This window comes from Rhodococcus sp. SJ-3, from assembly GCF_051918125.1.
Lineage (GTDB): Bacteria > Actinomycetota > Actinomycetes > Mycobacteriales > Mycobacteriaceae > Rhodococcus.
Genome location: NZ_CM123306.1, coordinates 5,593,617 through 5,613,306, shown reverse-complemented (window position 1 = coordinate 5,613,306; position 19,690 = coordinate 5,593,617). Strand labels below are relative to the sequence as shown.

Annotated in this window: 16 protein-coding genes; all 16 read left to right on the top strand. The window is 66.3% G+C overall.

Going from position 1 to position 19,690, the window contains the following annotated elements; genetic code table 11:
* Positions 1 to 194: 194 nt before the first annotated feature.
* Positions 195 to 1,778, top strand: a complete 1,584-nt coding sequence (locus tag ACTDXD_RS26070; protein ID WP_440125036.1) for a UDP-N-acetylmuramoyl-L-alanyl-D-glutamate--2,6-diaminopimelate ligase — start codon at positions 195 to 197, stop codon at positions 1,776 to 1,778.
* Positions 1,775 to 3,301: a UDP-N-acetylmuramoyl-tripeptide--D-alanyl-D-alanine ligase gene (locus tag ACTDXD_RS26065; protein ID WP_440125035.1), complete on the top strand. Its 1,527-nt coding sequence runs from the start codon at positions 1,775 to 1,777 to the stop codon at positions 3,299 to 3,301. Before ACTDXD_RS26070 ends, ACTDXD_RS26065 begins: the two co-directional genes overlap by 4 nt.
* On the top strand, positions 3,298 to 4,377 hold the full coding sequence (gene mraY / locus ACTDXD_RS26060) for a phospho-N-acetylmuramoyl-pentapeptide-transferase (protein WP_169686417.1): 1,080 nt from the start codon (positions 3,298 to 3,300) through the stop codon (positions 4,375 to 4,377). The genes ACTDXD_RS26065 and mraY overlap by 4 nt, the downstream gene beginning before the upstream one ends.
* A 4-nt stretch (positions 4,378 to 4,381) precedes the next feature.
* Entirely contained in the window at positions 4,382 to 5,920 is a 1,539-nt protein-coding gene (murD, locus tag ACTDXD_RS26055; RefSeq protein ID WP_440125034.1) for a UDP-N-acetylmuramoyl-L-alanine--D-glutamate ligase, read from the top strand.
* Between the two features lie 56 nt (positions 5,921 to 5,976).
* Positions 5,977 to 7,461 carry a putative lipid II flippase FtsW gene (gene ftsW, locus ACTDXD_RS26050; protein WP_440127806.1) on the top strand — a complete coding sequence of 495 codons (1,485 nt, stop codon included), beginning with the start codon at positions 5,977 to 5,979 and terminating at the stop codon, positions 7,459 to 7,461.
* Entirely contained in the window at positions 7,458 to 8,612 is a 1,155-nt protein-coding gene (gene murG / locus ACTDXD_RS26045; protein WP_440125033.1) for an undecaprenyldiphospho-muramoylpentapeptide beta-N-acetylglucosaminyltransferase, read from the top strand. Before ftsW ends, murG begins: the two co-directional genes overlap by 4 nt.
* Positions 8,609 to 10,138: a UDP-N-acetylmuramate--L-alanine ligase gene (gene murC / locus ACTDXD_RS26040; RefSeq protein WP_440125032.1), complete on the top strand. Its 1,530-nt coding sequence runs from the start codon at positions 8,609 to 8,611 to the stop codon at positions 10,136 to 10,138. Before murG ends, murC begins: the two co-directional genes overlap by 4 nt.
* Before the next feature lie 131 nt (positions 10,139 to 10,269).
* Positions 10,270 to 10,932, top strand: a complete 663-nt coding sequence (locus tag ACTDXD_RS26035) for a cell division protein FtsQ/DivIB (protein WP_440127805.1) — start codon at positions 10,270 to 10,272, stop codon at positions 10,930 to 10,932.
* A gap of 186 nt (positions 10,933 to 11,118) precedes the next feature.
* Positions 11,119 to 12,342: a cell division protein FtsZ gene (gene ftsZ / locus ACTDXD_RS26030; protein WP_440125031.1), complete on the top strand. Its 1,224-nt coding sequence runs from the start codon at positions 11,119 to 11,121 to the stop codon at positions 12,340 to 12,342.
* On the top strand, positions 12,339 to 13,073 hold the full coding sequence (pgeF, locus tag ACTDXD_RS26025) for a peptidoglycan editing factor PgeF (RefSeq protein WP_440125030.1): 735 nt from the start codon (positions 12,339 to 12,341) through the stop codon (positions 13,071 to 13,073). Before ftsZ ends, pgeF begins: the two co-directional genes overlap by 4 nt.
* Positions 13,070 to 13,807: a YggS family pyridoxal phosphate-dependent enzyme gene (locus tag ACTDXD_RS26020; protein ID WP_440125029.1), complete on the top strand. Its 738-nt coding sequence runs from the start codon at positions 13,070 to 13,072 to the stop codon at positions 13,805 to 13,807. Before pgeF ends, ACTDXD_RS26020 begins: the two co-directional genes overlap by 4 nt.
* A gap of 32 nt (positions 13,808 to 13,839) precedes the next feature.
* Entirely contained in the window at positions 13,840 to 14,496 is a 657-nt protein-coding gene (locus ACTDXD_RS26015; protein ID WP_440125028.1) for a cell division protein SepF, read from the top strand.
* Between the two features lie 135 nt (positions 14,497 to 14,631).
* On the top strand, positions 14,632 to 14,922 hold the full coding sequence (locus ACTDXD_RS26010; RefSeq protein WP_169686435.1) for a YggT family protein: 291 nt from the start codon (positions 14,632 to 14,634) through the stop codon (positions 14,920 to 14,922).
* A 153-nt stretch (positions 14,923 to 15,075) separates the two neighbouring features.
* Entirely contained in the window at positions 15,076 to 15,930 is an 855-nt protein-coding gene (gene wag31 / locus ACTDXD_RS26005; protein WP_440125027.1) for a DivIVA-like cell division protein Wag31, read from the top strand.
* A gap of 43 nt (positions 15,931 to 15,973) precedes the next feature.
* Complete coding sequence (locus ACTDXD_RS26000) at positions 15,974 to 16,216, top strand: hypothetical protein (RefSeq protein WP_440125026.1); 243 nt, start codon at positions 15,974 to 15,976, stop codon at positions 16,214 to 16,216.
* 313 nt (positions 16,217 to 16,529) lie between these two features.
* Entirely contained in the window at positions 16,530 to 19,676 is a 3,147-nt protein-coding gene (gene ileS, locus ACTDXD_RS25995; protein ID WP_440125025.1) for an isoleucine--tRNA ligase, read from the top strand.
* Positions 19,677 to 19,690: the final 14 nt, after the last annotated feature.

Below are 19,690 nucleotides of genomic sequence, written 5' to 3'. Positions count from 1 at the left end.
GCCGGGAGCTCGGACGGGTGTCGGTGCAGCCTTGCGGTCTGGGTAACCTGACACGTCGGTAACGTGACACTGCGGTGTAGTCAGGCACCGATCGAGAGCAGCAGCGGGATGCCGCAAGAGAGGAACTTGTACCTGTGCCATCGAGTCCGGATCCGTCTCCCCTCGCGGAGGGACGCCGACCCGAGAATCCGCCGATGACGTCCCTTCGGGATCTGGCCGACACCATCGGCGCCGACCTCCTCGCGGTTGGATCCGATGCCGCCTCCGACGGTGCCGCGGAGGCAGGCGCGGTCGTGACCGGGATCGATCTGAATGCCCAACGGATCCGACCGGGCGACCTCTTCGCCGCTTTGCCGGGTGCTCGCGCGCACGGGGCCGCCTTCGTCGGCGCCGCACTCGATCGCGGTGCCGTAGCCGTCCTCACCGACGCGGCAGGGGCCGAGGCGATCGCTACCACAGCTCGAGGGGCCGGCCCGGTACAGGTGCTCGTGCATCCCGAGCCCCGCGCCGTACTCGGCCTCGCATCGGCCACGGTCTACGGACACCCGTCCGAACGGATGCAGGTCATCGGAATCACCGGAACGTCGGGCAAGACCACGACGGCGTATCTCGTCGAAGCGGGCCTCGGTGCCGCGGGGCGGGTCACCGGTCTCGTCGGCACAGTCGAGACGCGAATCGCAGGCCAGCGAGTACCCAGCGCACTGACCACCCCCGAAGCCCCGCAACTCCACGCGTTGTTCGCAACCATGCTCGAACACGGCGTCGACACGGTAGTGATGGAAGTATCGAGTCACGCCCTTGCTCTCGGTCGCGTTGCCGCCACCGATTTCGCGGTCGGTGGGTTCACGAACCTGTCACAGGATCACCTCGACTTCCACAAGGATCTCGACGATTACTTTGCCGCAAAGGCACGCCTGTTCGCGCCGGACTCGCCTGTTCGAGCACACCGCGCCGTCGTATGCGTCGATGACGACTGGGGCATACGCATGGCCGAGATCGCGCGCTCTGCGAACGACGGCGATCCCGCCGGCGTACGGACGGTGTCGACCAGTGAGACCCGGGGCGCGGGTGCGGACTGGTCGGTGACCGACGCCGAATCAGATCCCGCAGGCACCCAGGAATTCGGTTTGACCGACCCCGAAGGACGGACCCATCGAGTGAGCGTGCGGTTGCCCGGGCGGTACAACGTCGCCAACGCGGCGCTCGCAGTTGCCCTCTGCTCTGCGGTCGGAGTCGACCCCGACGTGGCTGCTCGTGGAGTCGCGAGCGTCGACGTCCCGGGCCGCGTCGAGCGAGTGGACTGCGGACAGGGTTTTCTTGCGGTCGTCGATTACGCGCACAAACCGGCGGCGCTCGAAGCTGTCATCTCCACACTGCGGCGCAGCACGACGGGACGTATTGCCGTCGTTGTCGGCGCTGGTGGTGATCGTGATCGCGGAAAACGTCCGCTCATGGGTGCGGTTGCGGCCTCGGCCGAGCTGCTCGTCGTCACCGACGACAACCCTCGCACCGAGGATCCTGCAGCGATTCGGGCCGCGGTCCTCGAGGGAGCCCGAGCACTCGAGCACGGCTCTCAGGGTGAGATCCGGGAGATCGGCGACCGGGCCGCTGCGATCGAAGCAGCGGTCGCGTGGGCGCGTCCCGGCGACGTTGTGCTCGTCGCGGGCAAGGGCCACGAGCGGGGCCAGGAAATCGACGGAGTCAAGCATCCGTTCGACGATCGCGAGGTACTCGCGGCAGCGATCGAACGGCATCAGCGCAGCGGAGGCACGGAATGATCCCGATGACACTGGCTCGGATCGCGGAGGCAGTCGGGGGCACCCTGCACGATGTCGACGACCCGGCTGTCGAAGTCACCGGCACAGTCGAGTTCGATTCCCGACGGATTGCCGAGGGCAGCCTGTTCCTCGCGCTGCCCGGTGCGAAGACCGACGGCCATGATCATGCAGCGGCCGCGGTCGACGCGGGCGCGGTCGCCGTCCTCGCGGCGCGACCGGTGGGTGTGCCCGCCATCGTCGTCCCATCCATTCCCGCAGCCGAGACCAACGCCCTGGCCCTCGAGCACGATCCGGACGGATCCGGTGCGGCTGTCCTCAGCGGCCTTGCGAAACTCGCCAGGACAGTCGTCGACGAGCTCGTCGACGACGGACTGACCGTGATCGGAGTGACCGGGTCGTCCGGGAAGACTTCCACGAAAGACCTCATCGCAGCGGTCCTCGCACCTCTCGGGCCCGTCGTTGCACCACCGGGTTCCTTCAACAACGAACTCGGACACCCCTGGACTGCGCTGCGCGCCACCCGAGACACCCGCTTTCTCGTACTCGAGATGTCGGCGCGTGGACCGGGACACATCGCAGCCCTCGCGCAGATCGCCCCACCGAGGATCGGTGCAGTCCTCAACGTGGGCACAGCCCACCTCGGTGAGTTCGGTTCGCGGGAGGTGATCGCGCAGACCAAGGGGGAACTCGTCGAAGCGCTCCCGGACGAAGCCGACGGTGGCATCGCCATCCTCAACGCTGACGACACACTGGTAGCACGCATGGCAGCGCGGACCCGCGCGCGGGTGGTCACCGTCGGAAGCTCCGGTAGCGCCCAGGTCGCGGCCACCGACATCACCCTCGACGGGGACGCCCGACCCACCTTCACCCTCGCGATCACCGACCGCGCGACCGGAACCGAGCAGCGCCTGCCCGTCACACTTGCGGTCCACGGGGAGCACCAGGTCGGAAACGCGCTCACCGCGATCGCGATCGCGCTCGAATGTGGTGCCACACCGGAACAGGCCGGCGCCGCCCTTGCCGGAGCGGCCCCGGTCTCTGCCCATCGGATGGCCGTCACCACCCGAGCCGACGGAGTCACCGTCATCGACGACGCATACAACGCGAACCCGGACTCGATGCGAGCCGCACTGAAGGCACTCGCAACAGTGGCCCGCAGCGGGCCGGCCAGACGACGGACCTTCGCCGTCCTCGGCGAAATGGGAGAACTGGGCGACGAATCCGTCGTCGAACACGACGCAATCGGCCGGTTCGCTGTGCGCCTCGACATCTCGCGCATCATCGCGGTCGGTGCGACAAGACCGGTCCGGGGTCTGTTCCAGGGTGCGGTGATGGAAGGATCCTGGGGCGAGGAAGCAAGCCACGTGCTCGATGCCGACGCAGCAATCGAGCTGCTACGCGACGAAATCGGCCCAGGCGACATCGTGTTGGTGAAAGCGTCGCAGTCGGTCGGCCTGTGGTCGATAGCTGAGGCCCTGCTCGGAGATGACAACGCTGTTCTGGAGACGGAGGCTGCACGGTGAGACAGATCCTATTCGCCGCGGGTATCGCACTCGCGGTGTCGATTCTGCTCACGCCGGTGTTGATCAAGGCGTTCTCCCGGCAAGGCTTCGGTCAGGAGATCCGGGTCGAGGGGCCACAGAGTCATCAGGCGAAGCGCGGCACTCCCACCATGGGTGGTGTGGCAATCCTCGCGGGTCTGTGGGCGGGGTATTGGGGCTCGCACCTGATCGGCCTGGCATACGACGCAGAAGGACCGTCGGCCTCGGGACTACTGGTACTCGGACTGACCACCGCACTGGGCGGCGTCGGGTTCCTCGACGACTTCATCAAGATCCGCAAACAGCGCAATCTGGGCCTGAACAAGACCGCGAAACTGGTCGGGCAGCTCATCGTCGCGGTGGCGTTCGGCATCCTGGCACTTCAGTTCCGCAATTCCGATGGTCTGTCCCCGGCGAGCACCGATCTGTCGTACGTGCGTGACATCGCGACGGTGTCGATGGGATCGATCGTCTTCATCTTGTTCGTCTACCTACTTGTGAGCGCCTGGTCGAACGCGGTGAACCTCACGGACGGCCTCGACGGCCTCGCCGCAGGGTCGATGGCACTCGTACTCGGTTCCTACGTGATCATCACCTTCTGGCAGTACCGGAACGCATGTGCGGTCGAGCCCACAGCCGGCTGCTACGACGTGCGCGACCCGCTCGACCTGGCACTGCTGTGCGCAGCAGGTGGCGCGGCCTGCCTGGGGTTCCTGTGGTGGAACGCAGCTCCCGCGAAGATCTTCATGGGCGACACCGGTTCGCTCGCTCTCGGCGGCATGCTCGCGGGTCTGTCTGTGACCACCCGCACCGAACTTCTCATGGTCGTCATCGGCGCACTGTTCGTCGCCGAGGCCGCCTCGGTGGTCATCCAGGTGGCGGTCTTCAGATCCAGCAGACGCCGCGTGTTCCGGATGGCACCGTTCCATCACCATTTCGAACTCGGCGGATGGGCCGAAACCACGGTGATCATCAGATTCTGGTTGCTTGCCGGAATCGCCTCGGCCATGGGCCTCGCCCTGTTCTACAGCGAGTACCTCGCGGCGATCGGAGACTGACATCGTGACGGATGAACTGCAGCGACTGCGGGGTGCGCGCGTTCTCGTCGCAGGCGCCGGAATCTCGGGCCGCGCCACCATCAGGCCACTGCTCGACCTCGGGGCCCGCGTCACCGTCACCGACCGCAATCCCGAGGCACTGGCACGCTCGGCCGAGCTCGGTGCAGAGACCGTCGAACTCGACACCCTGCTCGACACCGCGGCGCTCGACGACGCTGCGTCCATGCGCGACTACGCCCTCGTCGTCACCAGTCCCGGATTCCCGCCCGACGCGCCACTGCTTTCGCGTGCGGCGGGCGCCGCTGTTCCGATCTGGGGCGACATCGAACTCTCGTGGCGGATCGACCAGGCCGAGCTCTACGGCCCCGCCCGACGATGGCTCGTCGTAACCGGGACGAACGGCAAGACCACCACGACGATGATGCTGCACGCGATCCTCGAATCGGCAGGCATCTCCTCCGTGGCATGCGGCAACATCGGCCTGCCCGTACTGGATGCGTTGCGCCGTGACGACCGGAGGGCCGACGTCCTTGCTGTCGAACTGTCGTCGTTCCAACTCCACTGGGCCCCATCCGTGCGACCAGCGGCCGGAGTCATCCTCAACATCGCCGAAGACCACCTCGACTGGCACGGCGGCATCGAGAACTACATCGACGCCAAGCTCGGCGCACTCACCGGCGCGGTTGGGATCCTCGGACTCGACGACCCGATCGCCGGTGGACTCCGCGAGCGGTCCCGGTCCGTCCTCACTGTCGGGTTCACCCTCGGATACCCGGACGCAGGTCAACTCGGCATCAGCGGAGACGTGCTCGTCGACCGAGCCTTCGCCGACTCCGCCGTCCTCGCGTCGGTGACCGACGTGACCCCGGCAGGACCGGCCGGTCTGTCCGACGCGCTGGCGGCTGCAGCATTGGCCCGCGCGATCGACGTACCGGAAGCGGCGGTACACGACGGGCTGCGTAGGCACCAGGTCGGGCCGCACCGTGCCGCACCGGTGGGCACCGTCGACGGCGTCGACTACATCGACGACTCGAAGGCCACCAATCCACACGCGGCCCGAAGCTCCCTTCTCGCGCGCGATGCGGTTGTGTGGATAGCAGGCGGACTCCTCAAGGGCGCGCGCGTCGACGACCTGGTCGTCGACGTTGCCTCGCGACTGACCGGGGCCGTTCTGCTCGGGCGCGACGCGGGCTCGATTGCAGACGCGCTGGCACGACACGCCCCCGGCATCCCCGTGGTCCTGGTCGACACGCGCGACGATGGGGAAATGAGCAGTCAGGACAGCGGGCTCGAGCCCGGCAGCGAACTCGGACAGGATGGTGGAGCCACACCGGAACTCCGTCGGGTGAGCGCACGCGGCGCCGGCGGACCCGAGGCGATGCGCATCGCGGTTCGTGAGGCTGCCGCCCTCGCAGCACCGGGGGACGCCGTCCTGCTGGCGCCCGCGGCCGCGTCGCTCGACATGTTCGTCGACTATGCCCAGCGTGGCCGCAGTTTCGCGGCAGCGGTCGACGAACTGCGCGGGGGCGGGACAACCCGGTGACCTCGCCGCAGGGCAGCGCACCGTCACCGTCCGCGCGCGGCCGGATCGGGCAGTGGATGGCGCGACCCCTCGCGTCGTTCCACCTCGTCGTCACCATCGCCGTCCTGCTCACGGTGCTGGGGCTTGTGATGGTGCTGTCGTCGTCGAGTGTGGAAGCGGTTGCAGCCGAGGACTCGCCGTACCGAATGTTCACGTCGCAGATCGTCTTCGCCCTTCTCGGCTTCGTCGCCTTCTACGTCGCTCTACAGATCCCTGTGCGCATGATGCGCCGGTTCGCCTTCCCCGCCTTCGCGGTCTCGGTGGTGCTGCTCGTACTCGTACTGATACCCGGTATCGGAACCGAATCGCAGGGCACCCGGGGATGGTTCGTCGTCGGAGGCATATCCCTGCAACCCTCGGAGATCGCGAAGATCACGATCGCGTTGTGGGGCGCCCACCTGCTGGCCTCGAGGCGCGGGGAGAACTCCACCCTCAAAGAGATGATCGTGCCGCTCGTTCCCGCGGCGCTATTGGTGACCATCCTCATCGTCCTGCAGCCCGACCTCGGGACGACCGTCTCCCTCGTCATCGTCGTACTCGCCCTGCTGTGGTTCGCGGGGCTGCCCTTGAAGATCTTCGTCGGAATCGTCGGCACCGCCATCGCCAGTGCCGCCGTCCTTGCATTGACGGCCGGATACCGCTCGGCGCGCGTCCGAGCGTTCTTCAACCCCGGCGACGACCCCCAAGGCGCCGGGTACCAAGCGCGGCAGGCGCGCTTTTCGCTCGCCGACGGCGGAATCTGGGGCCGAGGTCTCGGTCAGAGCCGCGCCAAATGGAGCTACCTACCGAACGCCCACAACGACTTCATCTTCGCGATCATCGGCGAAGAACTGGGCTTCATCGGCGGCCTCGCGGTCATCGGCCTGTTCGCGCTCTTCGCCTACGTGGGATTACGAATCGCCATGCGCTCGGTCGATCCCTTCCTCCGCCTGTTCACCGCCACCGCCACCGTGTGGATCATCGGCCAGGCCTTCATCAACATCGGCTACGTCGTCGGATTGCTGCCCGTGACCGGTCTGCAGCTTCCGCTGGTCTCGGCAGGCGGCACCTCCACCGCCACCACCCTGCTCATGTTCGGCCTGATCGCCAACGCCGCCAGACACGAACCGGAAGCGATCGCAGCCCTACACGCAGGCCAGGACGGACGACTGGCCCGAATCATGAAGATCCGCAAACCCGAGGCCTACCGACCCGGACGCGGTGATGCACATGGCGGATCGCTCCGCGGAGCGAAGCCACCGCGCGGACGCGGCAACCCTCGCCCCGGCGGAACCGCGGTTGCGACGCGGACGCGGCGTGCACCCGCCGCAGCCACGACCGGGCGACGCTCGCCCGACAGCGCTCGCGGCCGTGACACCGGGGGCGCTCGCGGCCGTGACACCGGGGGCGCTCGCGCGCGTGGCACCAAACAAGAACGCACGAAGAACAGCCGCGCGACTTCGCAGCAACCACGAAGACGTAACGGCAACGGCAGGACCGGAGAGCGAGGAAATCGTCGGTGAGTGGGGACAAGCCAGGACTGTCCGTCGTGGTGGCAGGAGGCGGTACGGCAGGACATATCGAACCGGCGCTCGCGGTAGCGGACGCGATACGTGACCTGATGCCGGATGCCGTGGTGACCGCGCTCGGAACTTCACGTGGCCTGGAGACGACGCTGGTGCCGCGCCGCGGATATCCGCTCGAATTGATCCCGCCGGTGCCGCTGCCGCGCAAGCCGACCCGCGACCTCCTCGCGCTCCCCGCGCGGGTGGTGGCATCCGTTCGCCGCACCCGCGACATACTCGACCGTGTCGAAGCGGACGTCGTCGTCGGATTCGGTGGCTACGTCGCACTGCCCGCATACCTCGCGGCAGGCGGGGGAGTACTGCGCCGCCGACGACGTATTCCCGTTGTCGTGCACGAAGCGAACGCCAGCGCCGGAATCGCCAACAAAATCGGTGCCCTGCGCGCCTCCCGGGTACTCGCCGCAGTTCCCGGATCAGGCATCAAGAGGAAGGGCGAGGCCGACATCGTGGGGATCCCAGTGCGATCCTCGATCACCGAACTCGACCGCGCGTCGCTGCGCGCCGAGGCACGTCGCCACTTCGGTCTCCCTGACGACGTGCCGGTCTTGCTGGTGTTCGGCGGATCGCAGGGGGCTCGGTCCCTCAACGAGGCGGTGGTCGGTGCCGCGGCAAGCCTCGCCGAGGCCGGAGTCGCTGTTCTGCACGCGCACGGTCCGAAGAACACCGTCGACGTTCCGGCCCATCCGGGTCATGCAAAGGCACCGTATGTGGCTGTCCCGTATCTGGAACGAATGGACCTCGCCTACTCGGCGGCGGACGCGGTGGTCTGCCGCTCCGGAGCAATGACCGTGGCGGAGGTCTCCGCGGTCGGACTACCGGCCGTGTACGTTCCCTTACCGCACGGCAACGGCGAGCAAGAACTCAACGCCCGGCCGATCGTGGCAGCAGGTGGTGGAATGATCGTGGCAGACGTCGAGCTCACGTCGGCGTTCATGGCCGATACGGTCACGCCGTTGCTGGGTGACCCCGACCGGCTCGCCGAGATGGGACGAAACGCGGCGGCCGCGGGACATCGCAGTGCCGCAGCCGAAGTGGCCCGTATCGTGCTCGAGGTCGCCGACGTGGAACCGAACAGGAGTCGAGAATGAGCGCGCAGCTGCCCGCGGAGCTTCAGCGGGTGCACATGGTGGGGATCGGCGGTGCGGGAATGTCGGGCATTGCCCGAATCCTGCTCGCTCGCGGTGGGGAGGTGTCAGGATCGGATGCCAAGGAGAGCCGAGGAGTCCTCGCGCTGCGCGCGCGAGGAGCGCAGGTACGGATCGGTCATCATGCCGACGCACTCGACCTGATCGACGGCGGGCCGACCGCGGTCGTCACGACGCACGCCGCGATTCCGAAGAACAATCCCGAACTCGTGGCCGCCCGCGAGCGGGGCATCCCCGTTCTGCTTCGGCCAGCGGTGCTCGCGGCCCTGATGCACGAGTACCGCACATACTTGGTCTCCGGCACGCACGGGAAGACGTCCACCACCTCGATGCTGGTCGTGACTCTCCAGCATTGCGGGTTCGACCCGTCCTTCGCAGTCGGCGGTGAACTCAACGAATCCGGGACCAATGCGCACCATGGCAGCGGGGACGTCTTCGTCGCAGAAGCCGACGAGAGTGACGGCTCACTGCTCCGATACGATCCGAACGTCGTGATCGTGACGAACGTCGAACCGGATCACCTCGATTTCTTCGGCACCCCCGAGGCGTACACCGAGGTGTTCGACGATTTCGTTGCCAAGATTGCCCCGGGCGGCCTGCTCATCGTCTGTCTCGACGATGCAGGGTCCGCGGCACTCGCCGAGCGCGTGGTCGCACTCGGTCGTACCGATCTCCGGATCTCCGGATACGGCACGGCCCAGGTCATCGGGACTTCCACGGCCGTCCGAGGTGTCCCGGTCGGGGTGCGTCTGCTCGCGTGGGAGCCGAAGGACATCGGCGGTGTCGCCGAGTTCCATCTCGCAGGTGAAGACACCCCGCGCACGGTCCGTCTGTCGGTACCGGGCAGGCACATGGCCCTCAACGCGCTTGCTGCCCTTCTGGCAGCACTCGAGGCAGGCGCGTCCGTGGACGAGGCGATCGAAGGACTCGCAGGCTTCGGCGGTGTCCACCGGAGGTTCCAGTTCAGCGGGCGCGAACAAGGTGTGCGGGTCTTCGACGACTACGCGCACCATCCGACAGAGGTGCGCGCCGTCCTCGCCGCAGCCGCGGAACTCGTGGCGGGCGAGCCGTTGCGCTACACGGAGTCGGGAACCGAACGTCCCCGAGTGATAGTCGTGTTCCAGCCGCACCTGTATTCACGCACCGAAACCTTCGCGACGGAGTTCGGCGCCGCCCTCGACCTGGCCGACGAAGTGGTGGTTCTCGACGTCTACGGGGCGCGCGAGGAACCGATTCCCGGGGTGAGCGGGGCACTGGTCGCCCAAGCGGTATCGAAACCGGTGCACTACCAACCGGACCTGTCGCTCGTACCGCGCCAGGTGGCTCGGTTGAGCCGCCCAGGCGACATCGTCATCACCATGGGTGCGGGAGACGTCACAATGCTCGGACGCCAGATCCTCGACGCCCTGCACAGCAAGCCGGGACGTTTCCGGTCGGCGGGCGTCGGAACGGAGTCGAGCGGTTCGTGACACCCGATTCCACGAAGACCACCGAACGTAGAGCGCCGCGGAGCAAGCGCGCCGGTCGCCGTGTCAGGATGTCCGCGCGGGACGAGGCTCTCGGAGCGAACAACTCAGCACGGCGTCCCTCGGGCCGTTCCGTGCGTCTGCGCACGGTGCTCATCGGCGGAGTCGTGGTGGTCGCCCTGCTCGCAGCGATTGTGGTGGCGTGGACCTCGCCGTTGCTGTCGGTGCGCTCGGTGGAAGTGACCGGCAACGACGTCATCACCCGCGAAGAAGTGCTTGCGAGCCTCGATATCGCCGACGGCACGCCGCTGCTGCAGGTCGATACTGCCGAAGCCGCGCAACGTGTCGCCTCGGCGCTTCCCCGCGCCGCGTCGGTCCGGGTGCAGCGGTCGTACCCGTCGACAGTGCGGGTGACCATCGTCGAGCGTGTCGCCGTGGTCTATTTCGACGGACCGGACGGCACGCACTCCGTCGATGCGGAAGGCGTGGACTTTGCGGTCGAGCCGCCTCCGCTGATGACCCCCCGGCTCGTCACGGCGTCACCGGGTACCGGTGACCCCGCGACGGCAGCGGCGGTGGAGATCATCGGACTGCTGCCGCCGGAACTCGCCGTGCAGGTACAGGAGGTCGCGGCAGGTTCGGACTCGGATATCTCGCTCATCCTGGCGGACGGTCGAGTGGTCGTGTGGGGCGCGGTGGAGCGTTCGGATCGCAAGGCTGCAGTGATCCTGCCCCTGTTGGCCCAGCCCGGGCAGCAGTTCGATGTTGCCAGTCCGGACCTTCCGACGGTTCGGTGAGGAGGTCGCTGTGAAATTGGTGGCGTGTCGTCGGCGAGTCTGCTGGCGGATTCGGGCTGCTGTGCCATAGCGTTTCGCAGCAGTCGGGTACTTGACATAACCTTCAAGCTATGGTTGAGGGTTTGGCGGGTGCCTCGGAAAGATCGATCGAAGTGTGAACCCGAAATCCCAGGAAGGCGAGAGCCCATGACGCCCCCGCACAACTACCTCGCCGTAATAAAGGTCGTCGGTATCGGCGGTGGCGGCGTGAACGCGGTCAACCGCATGATCGAGCAGGGACTCAAGGGAGTCGAGTTCATCGCGGTCAACACCGATGCACAAGCACTCCTGATGTCCGACGCCGACGTCAAGCTCGACGTCGGACGCGAGTTGACTCGTGGCCTGGGCGCAGGAGCAGACCCCGAAGTGGGTCGTAAGGCTGCCGAAGACCACAAGGACGAGATCGAAGAGGTGCTCAAGGGCGCCGATATGGTCTTCGTCACCGCCGGCGAGGGCGGTGGTACCGGTACCGGCGGCGCGCCCGTCGTGGCGAGCATCGCGCGTAAGCTCGGCGCACTGACGGTCGGTGTCGTCACCCGCCCCTTCTCCTTCGAAGGCAAGCGGCGTGGCGGTCAGGCAGACACAGGCATTCAGACGCTGCGCGAATCGTGCGACACCCTCATCGTGATCCCCAACGACCGGTTGCTCCAGCTCGGCGACGCTGCGGTCAGCCTCATGGATGCTTTCCGGTCCGCCGACGAGGTCCTCCTCAACGGTGTTCAGGGGATCACCGACCTCATCACCACCCCGGGCCTGATCAACGTCGACTTCGCCGACGTCAAGGGCGTGATGTCCGGAGCGGGCAGTGCGCTCATGGGCATCGGTTCGTCGCGGGGGGAAGGGCGTGCGATCAAGGCCGCGGAAGCTGCGATCAACTCACCGCTCCTCGAAGCCTCGATGGAGGGTGCGCGAGGCGTGCTGCTGTCGATCGCAGGCGGCTCCGACCTCGGATTGTTCGAGATCAACGAGGCAGCCTCGCTGGTGCAGGAAGCTGCACACATCGACGCGAACATCATCTTCGGCACCGTCATCGACGACTCGCTCGGAGACGAGGTGCGTGTCACGGTGATTGCGGCGGGCTTCGACGGCGGCACTCCGACTCGACGTCCCGTCGAGGCAGGACCCGGACAGCAGCAGGGACAGCAGTCACAGCAGAACCCGCAGCCGAATGCCCGACCGGGTGCCATCGGTGCCGGTCGAGCAGGCGAGCTGGGCCGTCCCGATCGCGACGGTACCGACGAAGCGCCGGTCCGTGAGCCTGTGCCGGCGTCGAGCGGGCTTCCCCCGGCCGGTGGCAGCGCTGCGCGGTCGGTCGAAGTCGACGACGACGGCGATGACGACGTGGACGTGCCTATTTTCATGCGGCGTTGACAGCGCCTCACCCGGGAGTGCGTGCCCGCCGGGTCGTGACCACACGGACCGGCGGGGCCTCGGCTCCCCCCTATGACTCCTTCAACCTCGGTGACCACGTGGGGGACGATCCCGCAGCTGTCGCAGCCAACCGGCAGCGCCTGGCCAAGGTCATCGGATTGCCAACCGAACGATTCGTGTGGATGGAGCAGATCCACAGCCGCAACGTCACCGTGGTGGACGGCCCTGTCACCGAGCCCGTAGCCGCGACCGACGCTCTCGTCACCACCGCGACCGGGCTCGCGCTTGTCGCCCTCAGTGCCGATTGTGTATCTGTGTTGCTGTCCGATGAAGAAGCCGGTGTCGTGGCCGCGGCACACGCGGGGCGTATCGGCGCACGTATCGGCATCATCCCGAGGGTCCTCGATGCGATGATCGCACTCGGTGCACGCGCGGACCGGATCGGGGCATTTCTCGGTCCGGCCGCGAGTGGACGCCGGTACGAAGTACCTGCTGCGATGCGCGATGACGTGGAGACGCATCTTCCCGGCAGTGCAACACGCACAGTCGAAGGCACGGCCGGGCTGGATCTCCGCGCGGGCCTGCGCAGGCAATTGATCGAACACGGCGTTGCGGCCGTGGCCGAAGATCCGCGGTGCACCATCGAGGACCCGACCCTGTTCAGCCACCGCCGAGGTGCGCCGACCGGTAGGTTGGCCTCCGTCATCTGGCTCGAGGAAGTTTCGCAGTGAGTGATACAGCGCGGCAGGGCCGGCGTGACGAACTCGCTCGCGGGCTCGACTCGGTTCGGCGTCGGTTGGACGACGCGGCACGTGCCAGCGGGCGCGACCCCTCGGAGGTCGGCTTGTTGACCGTCACGAAGTACTTTCCGGCGTCGGACGTGGTTCTGTTGCACGAGTTGGGATGCCGCACCTTCGGAGAGTCCCGTGAGCAGGAGGCGCACGCCAAGATCCAGCAGTTCCGGGCAGAGGTACCCGACCCGGCAGTGCAATGGCACATGATCGGTCGGCTGCAGCGGAACAAGGCCCGGGCTGTTGCGCGCTGGGCGCACACGGTGCATTCGGTCGACAGCATTCGACTGGCAGGCGCTCTCGAGGCGGGGGTCGCGGCAGCCCTGGACGCCGGTGAACGATCCGCGCCGTTGCGCGTGCTGCTGCAGGTGAGTCTGGACAGTGACCCGCAACGCGGTGGTGTCCCTACCGACGGCCTCGATGCTCTCGCCGATACGGTGGTTGCTGCCGACGGCCTCGAGCTGGCGGGGCTGATGGGCGTACCTCCGCTCGGCGCGGATGCCGACGCTTCGTTCGAGGCGCTCGCGCAGCTGGGGGAGAGGTTGCGGCAGCGGTACCCCGAAGCGCATGAACTGTCTGCGGGGATGTCGGGTGATCTCGAACATGCCGTACGCCACGGTTCGACATGCGTGCGTGTCGGAACGGGAGTGTTGGGTGCGAGACCGTTAGCCTGAATCTCAACCGCCGCGCGAGGGAAAGGCGATCGATGAGCACGCTCCACAAGTTCAAGGCCTACTTCGGAATGGTCCCGCTCGAGGATTACGAGGACGACTACCTCGACGACCCAGCGAGCCCACGTCGTGAGCGTGACTACGGTGAACAGCCGTACGGCGCGTACGCGGTGCCGCGCCGAGACGAATACCCCGCTCCGCGTCGCGACGAGGCCGAGCGTGATTTCCCCGAAGACGACTTCGATCGATACGACCCCCCGCCGCGCAGCGCCCGCGTCGAGCCGATCACTGCCCGCGCCCCGCGTCCGACGGCGGCTCCGGTGCGCTCTCCTGCACGGTCTACGATGGCCGCGGAGTCGCGACTGGAGCGGACCGAGGCACGGCGCGGCGCGCTGTTCGATGAAGGAGGTCCGTTGTCGAAGATCACGACGCTGCGTCCACGCGATTACGGTGAGGCGCGCACGATCGGTGAGCGGTTCCGTGATGGAACCCCGGTGATCATGGATCTCGTCGAAATGAGCAACGCCGACGCGAAACGGTTGGTCGACTTCGCGGCCGGGCTGGCATTTGCGCTGCGCGGGTCTTTCGACAAGGTTGCGACGAAGGTCTTTCTTCTCTCGCCCGCCGATATCGACGTGTCGGCGGAAGAGCGCCGCCGAATCGCCGAGACCGGCTTCTACAGTCAGCAGTAGCCCACGCGGTGCCAGACCTCGGCACCGTGCTCGTCTCCCTCGAACGCATACCGAAAACGCCCGGCGTGATGCAGATAACTGCAGGCCGGGCGTTTCGGTTTGGAAGGGTTCGGGTTCGTCGGGCAGAGTGGGCGGGTGGCCGTATTCGATGTGCTGTACTTCCTGCTGTTCATCTTCTGGCTTCTGCTGATCGGACGAATCATTGTCGAGTTCATCAGAACCTTCGCGCGGGATTGGAAGCCGGCGGGATTCGTCGTGGTGATCCTGGAAGCGATATTCACGGTCACCGACCCGCCGGTGAAGCTGCTCAGGCGCCTTATCCCCCCGCTCAATCTGGGCGGGATCCGGCTCGATCTATCCATCATGGTCTTGCTGTTCATCGTGTACTTCCTGATGGCATTCATCCCTCGGAGCGGGGGAATCTGAGATGCGCCGTCGTGGTGCCGTCGCAGGGCGTTCGCGCGCTCCGATGTGCCAGAATGGAAGGCAATATACAGTGGGTTCTGATACGCGTGACGCACTGTCTGAACTACGGAACGCCTGCTTGACCGCTTATTTGACGCGTGAAGGGATCCTTCCATGCCGCTGACACCAGCTGATGTGCACAATGTCGCGTTCAGCAAGCCTCCGATCGGGAAGCGCGGATACAACGAGGACGAGGTCGATGCTTTTCTCGATCTCGTCGAGCAGGAGTTGACGTCCCTGATCGAGGAGAACGCAGACCTGCGCCAGCGCGTCGCGGAGCTCGACCAGGAGCTTGCCGAAGCGAAGAAGGCCCCGCGCTCTGCTGCACCGGCAGTGTCGCAGGCAAAGGCGGAACCGGCGCGGGTGGTCGAGGCCCCCAAGCCGGATCCCACCCCGCCACCTGCACCGGCGCCCACGCCCGCTCCGGTCGCAGCAGCTGCGCCGGCCAGTGGCGATGCGAGCATGCAGGCCGCGAAGGTGCTCGGTCTCGCGCAAGAGATGGCAGATCGTCTCACCGGCGACGCCAAGTCGGAGGCCGAGGAGCTGGTGCGCAACGCTCGCACGAACTCCGAGCAGCTCGTCTCGGATGCGCGTACGCGCAGCGAGGCGATGATTGCCGATGCTCGCCAGAAGTCCGACGCGATGCTCTCCGACGCACGCACGCGATCCGAGACGCAGCTCCGTCAGGCAAAGGAGAAGGCCGATGGTCTTCAGGCGGATGCAGAGAAGAAGCACACCGAGATCATGGCGACGATCAACCAGCAGCGTTCCGTTCTCGAAGACCGGATCGAACGTCTCAAGACGTTCGAGCGTGAGTACCGCGTGCGCCTGAAGTCGTACCTCGAATCGCAGCTCGAAGAGCTCGAGCAGCGCGGTTCCGCGGTGCCGGTAGACAGCGGTGCAGATGCGTTCAACCAGGGCAACTCGTCGTCGTTCGGTTCGTCGTCCTTCGCCAAGGGCAACAGCTGAGCGAGGCCCCGGGCCTGTTCCCCACCTCGGTTGAGGAGGTGTCGTGCTCGTCGTGACGTTGGTTCTCGCGGCGATCGGATTCGGTCTTCTCGTCATTGCCTTGATGACCGGATCCATCGCGTGGGCCTGGGGCTGCATCGCGGTGTGTGTCGTCGGCGGGGTGCTCTTGCTCGGGAGTTCACTCACTTCGCGGGAAGCCCCCACTCGGGGGGAGACCGCCAGTCGGCGTGCCACGCCGAGTGTGCGCCGCACGCGAGGCGATGACCAGCAGGATTCACGAGAATGACAGGCACTGCCTACAATGACTTCACGGGTACTGTGCGGTAGAGGTCAGTACACGTTGTTGCTGGTTCCCGCGGGTGCGGGATGGTGTCGATCCGGCTATCACCGGGGAGCCTTCGGAAGAACGGCACCGCGCGAATGCAGATGCATTCGCGGGGCGCTCAGTAGAACCGAACGGGTAGGGCCCGTGACAGCCCAATGAAGAGGCACATCGCGGATATTTCCGCGAGTGCAAGCGGGGTGGTACCGCGGTGACCGCGCAGAATGCGCCGTGATCGTCCCCGTGCCGAGAATGTGAGGCACGGAGGAGTCACGCGGTGACCGAGAACGTCAATTCCACTGCACCGACCGGCGGGTACCCGAAGGTCGACTACGGTGTCGCCAAGGACATCGGCGTCGACTTCCCCGACCTCGAGGAACGGGTCCTCGCGCGCTGGGCCGAGGACGAGACCTTCAAGGCATCCATCGCCAATCGCGAGGGCGCCGAGGAATTCGTCTTCTACGACGGCCCACCTTTCGCGAACGGGCTTCCGCACTACGGGCATCTGCTCACGGGTTACGTCAAGGACGTCGTTCCGCGTTTCCAGACGATGCTCGGCAAGAAGGTCGACCGCCGATTCGGATGGGACACCCACGGGTTGCCGGCCGAGCTGGAGGCCGAGAAGCAACTCGGCATCAAGGACAAGTCCGAGATCGACACGATGGGCCTGGCCGAGTTCAACGCGTACTGCAAGCAGTCGGTGCTGCGTTACACGGGTGAGTGGCGCGACTATGTCACCAGGCAGGCCCGCTGGGTGGACTTCGACAACGACTACAAGACGCTCGACCTGGACTTCATGGAGTCGGTCATGTGGGCGTTCAAATCGCTGTACGACAAGGGGCTGATCTACCAGGGTTTCCGTGTGCTGCCGTACAGCTGGTACGAGCAGACACCGCTGTCGAACCAAGAGACCCGGCTCGACGATGCGTACAAGATGAGGCAGGACCCGGCGGTCACCGTCGACATGGTCCTGCGCGCACCGGGCACCGAGCTGGACGGTGCCAATGCCCTGATCTGGACCACGACGCCGTGGACGTTGCCGTCGAACCTGGCGGTCGCGGTTCACCCTGAGATCACCTACGTCTCGGTTCGCGCGGGCGAGGGCGCCGATGCGAAGACGTACCTGCTGGCGAAGGATCGACTGGGCCACTATGCACGCGAGCTGGGCGACGAACCCGAGGTGCTGGCCGAATACGCCGGAAGTGACCTCGTGGGCCTCGCGTACGAGCCCCCGTTCGATTTCTTCGTCGGCCGGGAGAACGCCCACCAGGTGATCGCCGCGGATTATGTGACCACCGAGTCCGGCACCGGAATCGTCCACCTCGCACCGGCGTTCGGTGAAGAGGACATGGAGTACTGCCAGCGCAACGGTATCGAACTGGTACAGCCGCTCGACCCGGGCGGCAGGTTCACCTCGATGGTGCCGCCCTACGAGGGCCTGCAGGTCTTCGATGCGAACCCGGTCATCATCAAGGATCTCAAGGCCGCCGGAAAACTGTTGCGGCACGAGACGATCGAGCACTCCTATCCACACTCGTGGCGTTCGGGTCAACCGCTGATCTATATGGCTGTGCCGTCGTGGTTCGTGGCCGTCACCCGCTTCCGCGACCGTATGGTCGAGCTGAATCAGGAGATCACGTGGGTCCCCGAACACATCCGCGACGGTCAGTTCGGTAAATGGCTCGAAGGTGCCCGCGACTGGAACATCAGCCGCAACCGCTACTGGGGCAGCCCTATACCCGCGTGGGTCTCCGACGATCCCGAGTATCCCCGGATCGACGTCTACGGTTCGCTCGACGAACTCGAGCGCGACTTCGGTGTGCGTCCGGATGATCTGCACCGCCCGATGATCGACCAGCTGACGCGGCCCAACCCGGACGATCCGAGCGGGAAGTCGACGATGCGTCGCGTGCCGGAAGTTCTCGACTGCTGGTTCGAGTCGGGTTCGATGCCGTTCGCGCAGGTGCACTACCCGTTCGAGAACCAGGACTGGTTCGACTCGCATTACCCCGGCGATTTCATCGTCGAATACAACGGGCAGACCCGCGGCTGGTTCTACACGCTGCATGTCCTCGCGACCGCGCTGTTCGATCGTCCGGCATTCAAATGCGTTGCTGCGCACGGCATCGTCCTCGGAGAGGACGGCCTCAAGATGAGCAAGTCGAAGGGCAACTATCCGGACGTCAACGAGGTGTTCGCGCGCGACGGCTCGGACGCCATGCGCTGGTTCCTCATGTCGTCGCCGATCCTGCGCGGCGGCAACCTCGTCGTTACCGAACAGGGGATCCGTGAAGGGGTGCGGCAGGCCCTGCTGCCGCTGTGGAACGCGTGGAGCTTCCTGCAGCTGTACGCGCCGAAGTCCGGCACGTGGCGCACCGACTCGACCCATGTGCTCGATCGGTACATCCTGGCGAAACTCGCCGAGACCCGCGAGTCCGTGACCGAGGCACTCGAGGTGATCGACATCGCGGGCGCATGCGACGAGGTGCGCACCTTCTGCGACGCGCTGACCAACTGGTACGTGCGTCGGTCGCGATCACGGTTCTGGGACGAGGACGCCGATGCGATCGACACATTGCACACGGTGCTCGAGGTGGTCACCAGGCTTGCGGCCCCGCTGCTGCCACTGGCGACCGAGGTGATCTGGCGTGGCCTGACTGGTGGACGCTCCGTGCATCTGGCCGACTGGCCTGCCGCAGACGAGCTCCCCGCCGATCCCGACCTCGTAGCGGCCATGGACGACGTGCGATCGGTGTGCTCGACGGTGTTGTCGCTGCGCAAGGCCCAGCAGCTTCGGGTACGGCTGCCGCTGCCGCAGGTCACCGTCGCCAGTGCCGCTGCGGCAGCATTGGAGCCGTTCGTCGATCTGATCAAGGACGAGGTCAACGTCAAGGACGTCGTCCTCACCGACGACGTCGAATCGCATGGCAGGTTCGAGGTCGTCGTCAATGCTCGCGCGGCAGGTCCGAGGCTCGGCAAGGACGTCCAGCAAGTGATCAAGGCCGTCAAGTCCGGAGACTGGAGCGAGAACGCCGACGGAACTGTCACTGCAGCGGGCATCACATTGCTGCCGGAGGAGTTCACCACACGGCTCGTGGCCGCCGAACCGGAGTCGACCGCGGCACTGCCCGGCGGGGCCGGACTTGTGGTGCTCGACGCCGCGGTCACCGAGGAACTCGAGGCCGAGGGTTGGGCGAAGGACCGCATTCGCGAACTGCAGGATGCGCGACGCAACCTCGGACTGGACATCTCGGATCGCATCTCCGTGCAGTTCGAAGTCCCTGCGGCCCGCGCCGAGTGGGCGGCCCGCCACCGTGATCTGATCGCCGGTGAGATCCTCGCAACGACGTTCGAGCTCGTCGCAGCAGAGACCGATCCGATCGAACTCGGAGAAGGTGTGCGCGTGTCCATCGTCAAGGCGTAGCAGCGCGCGCTTTC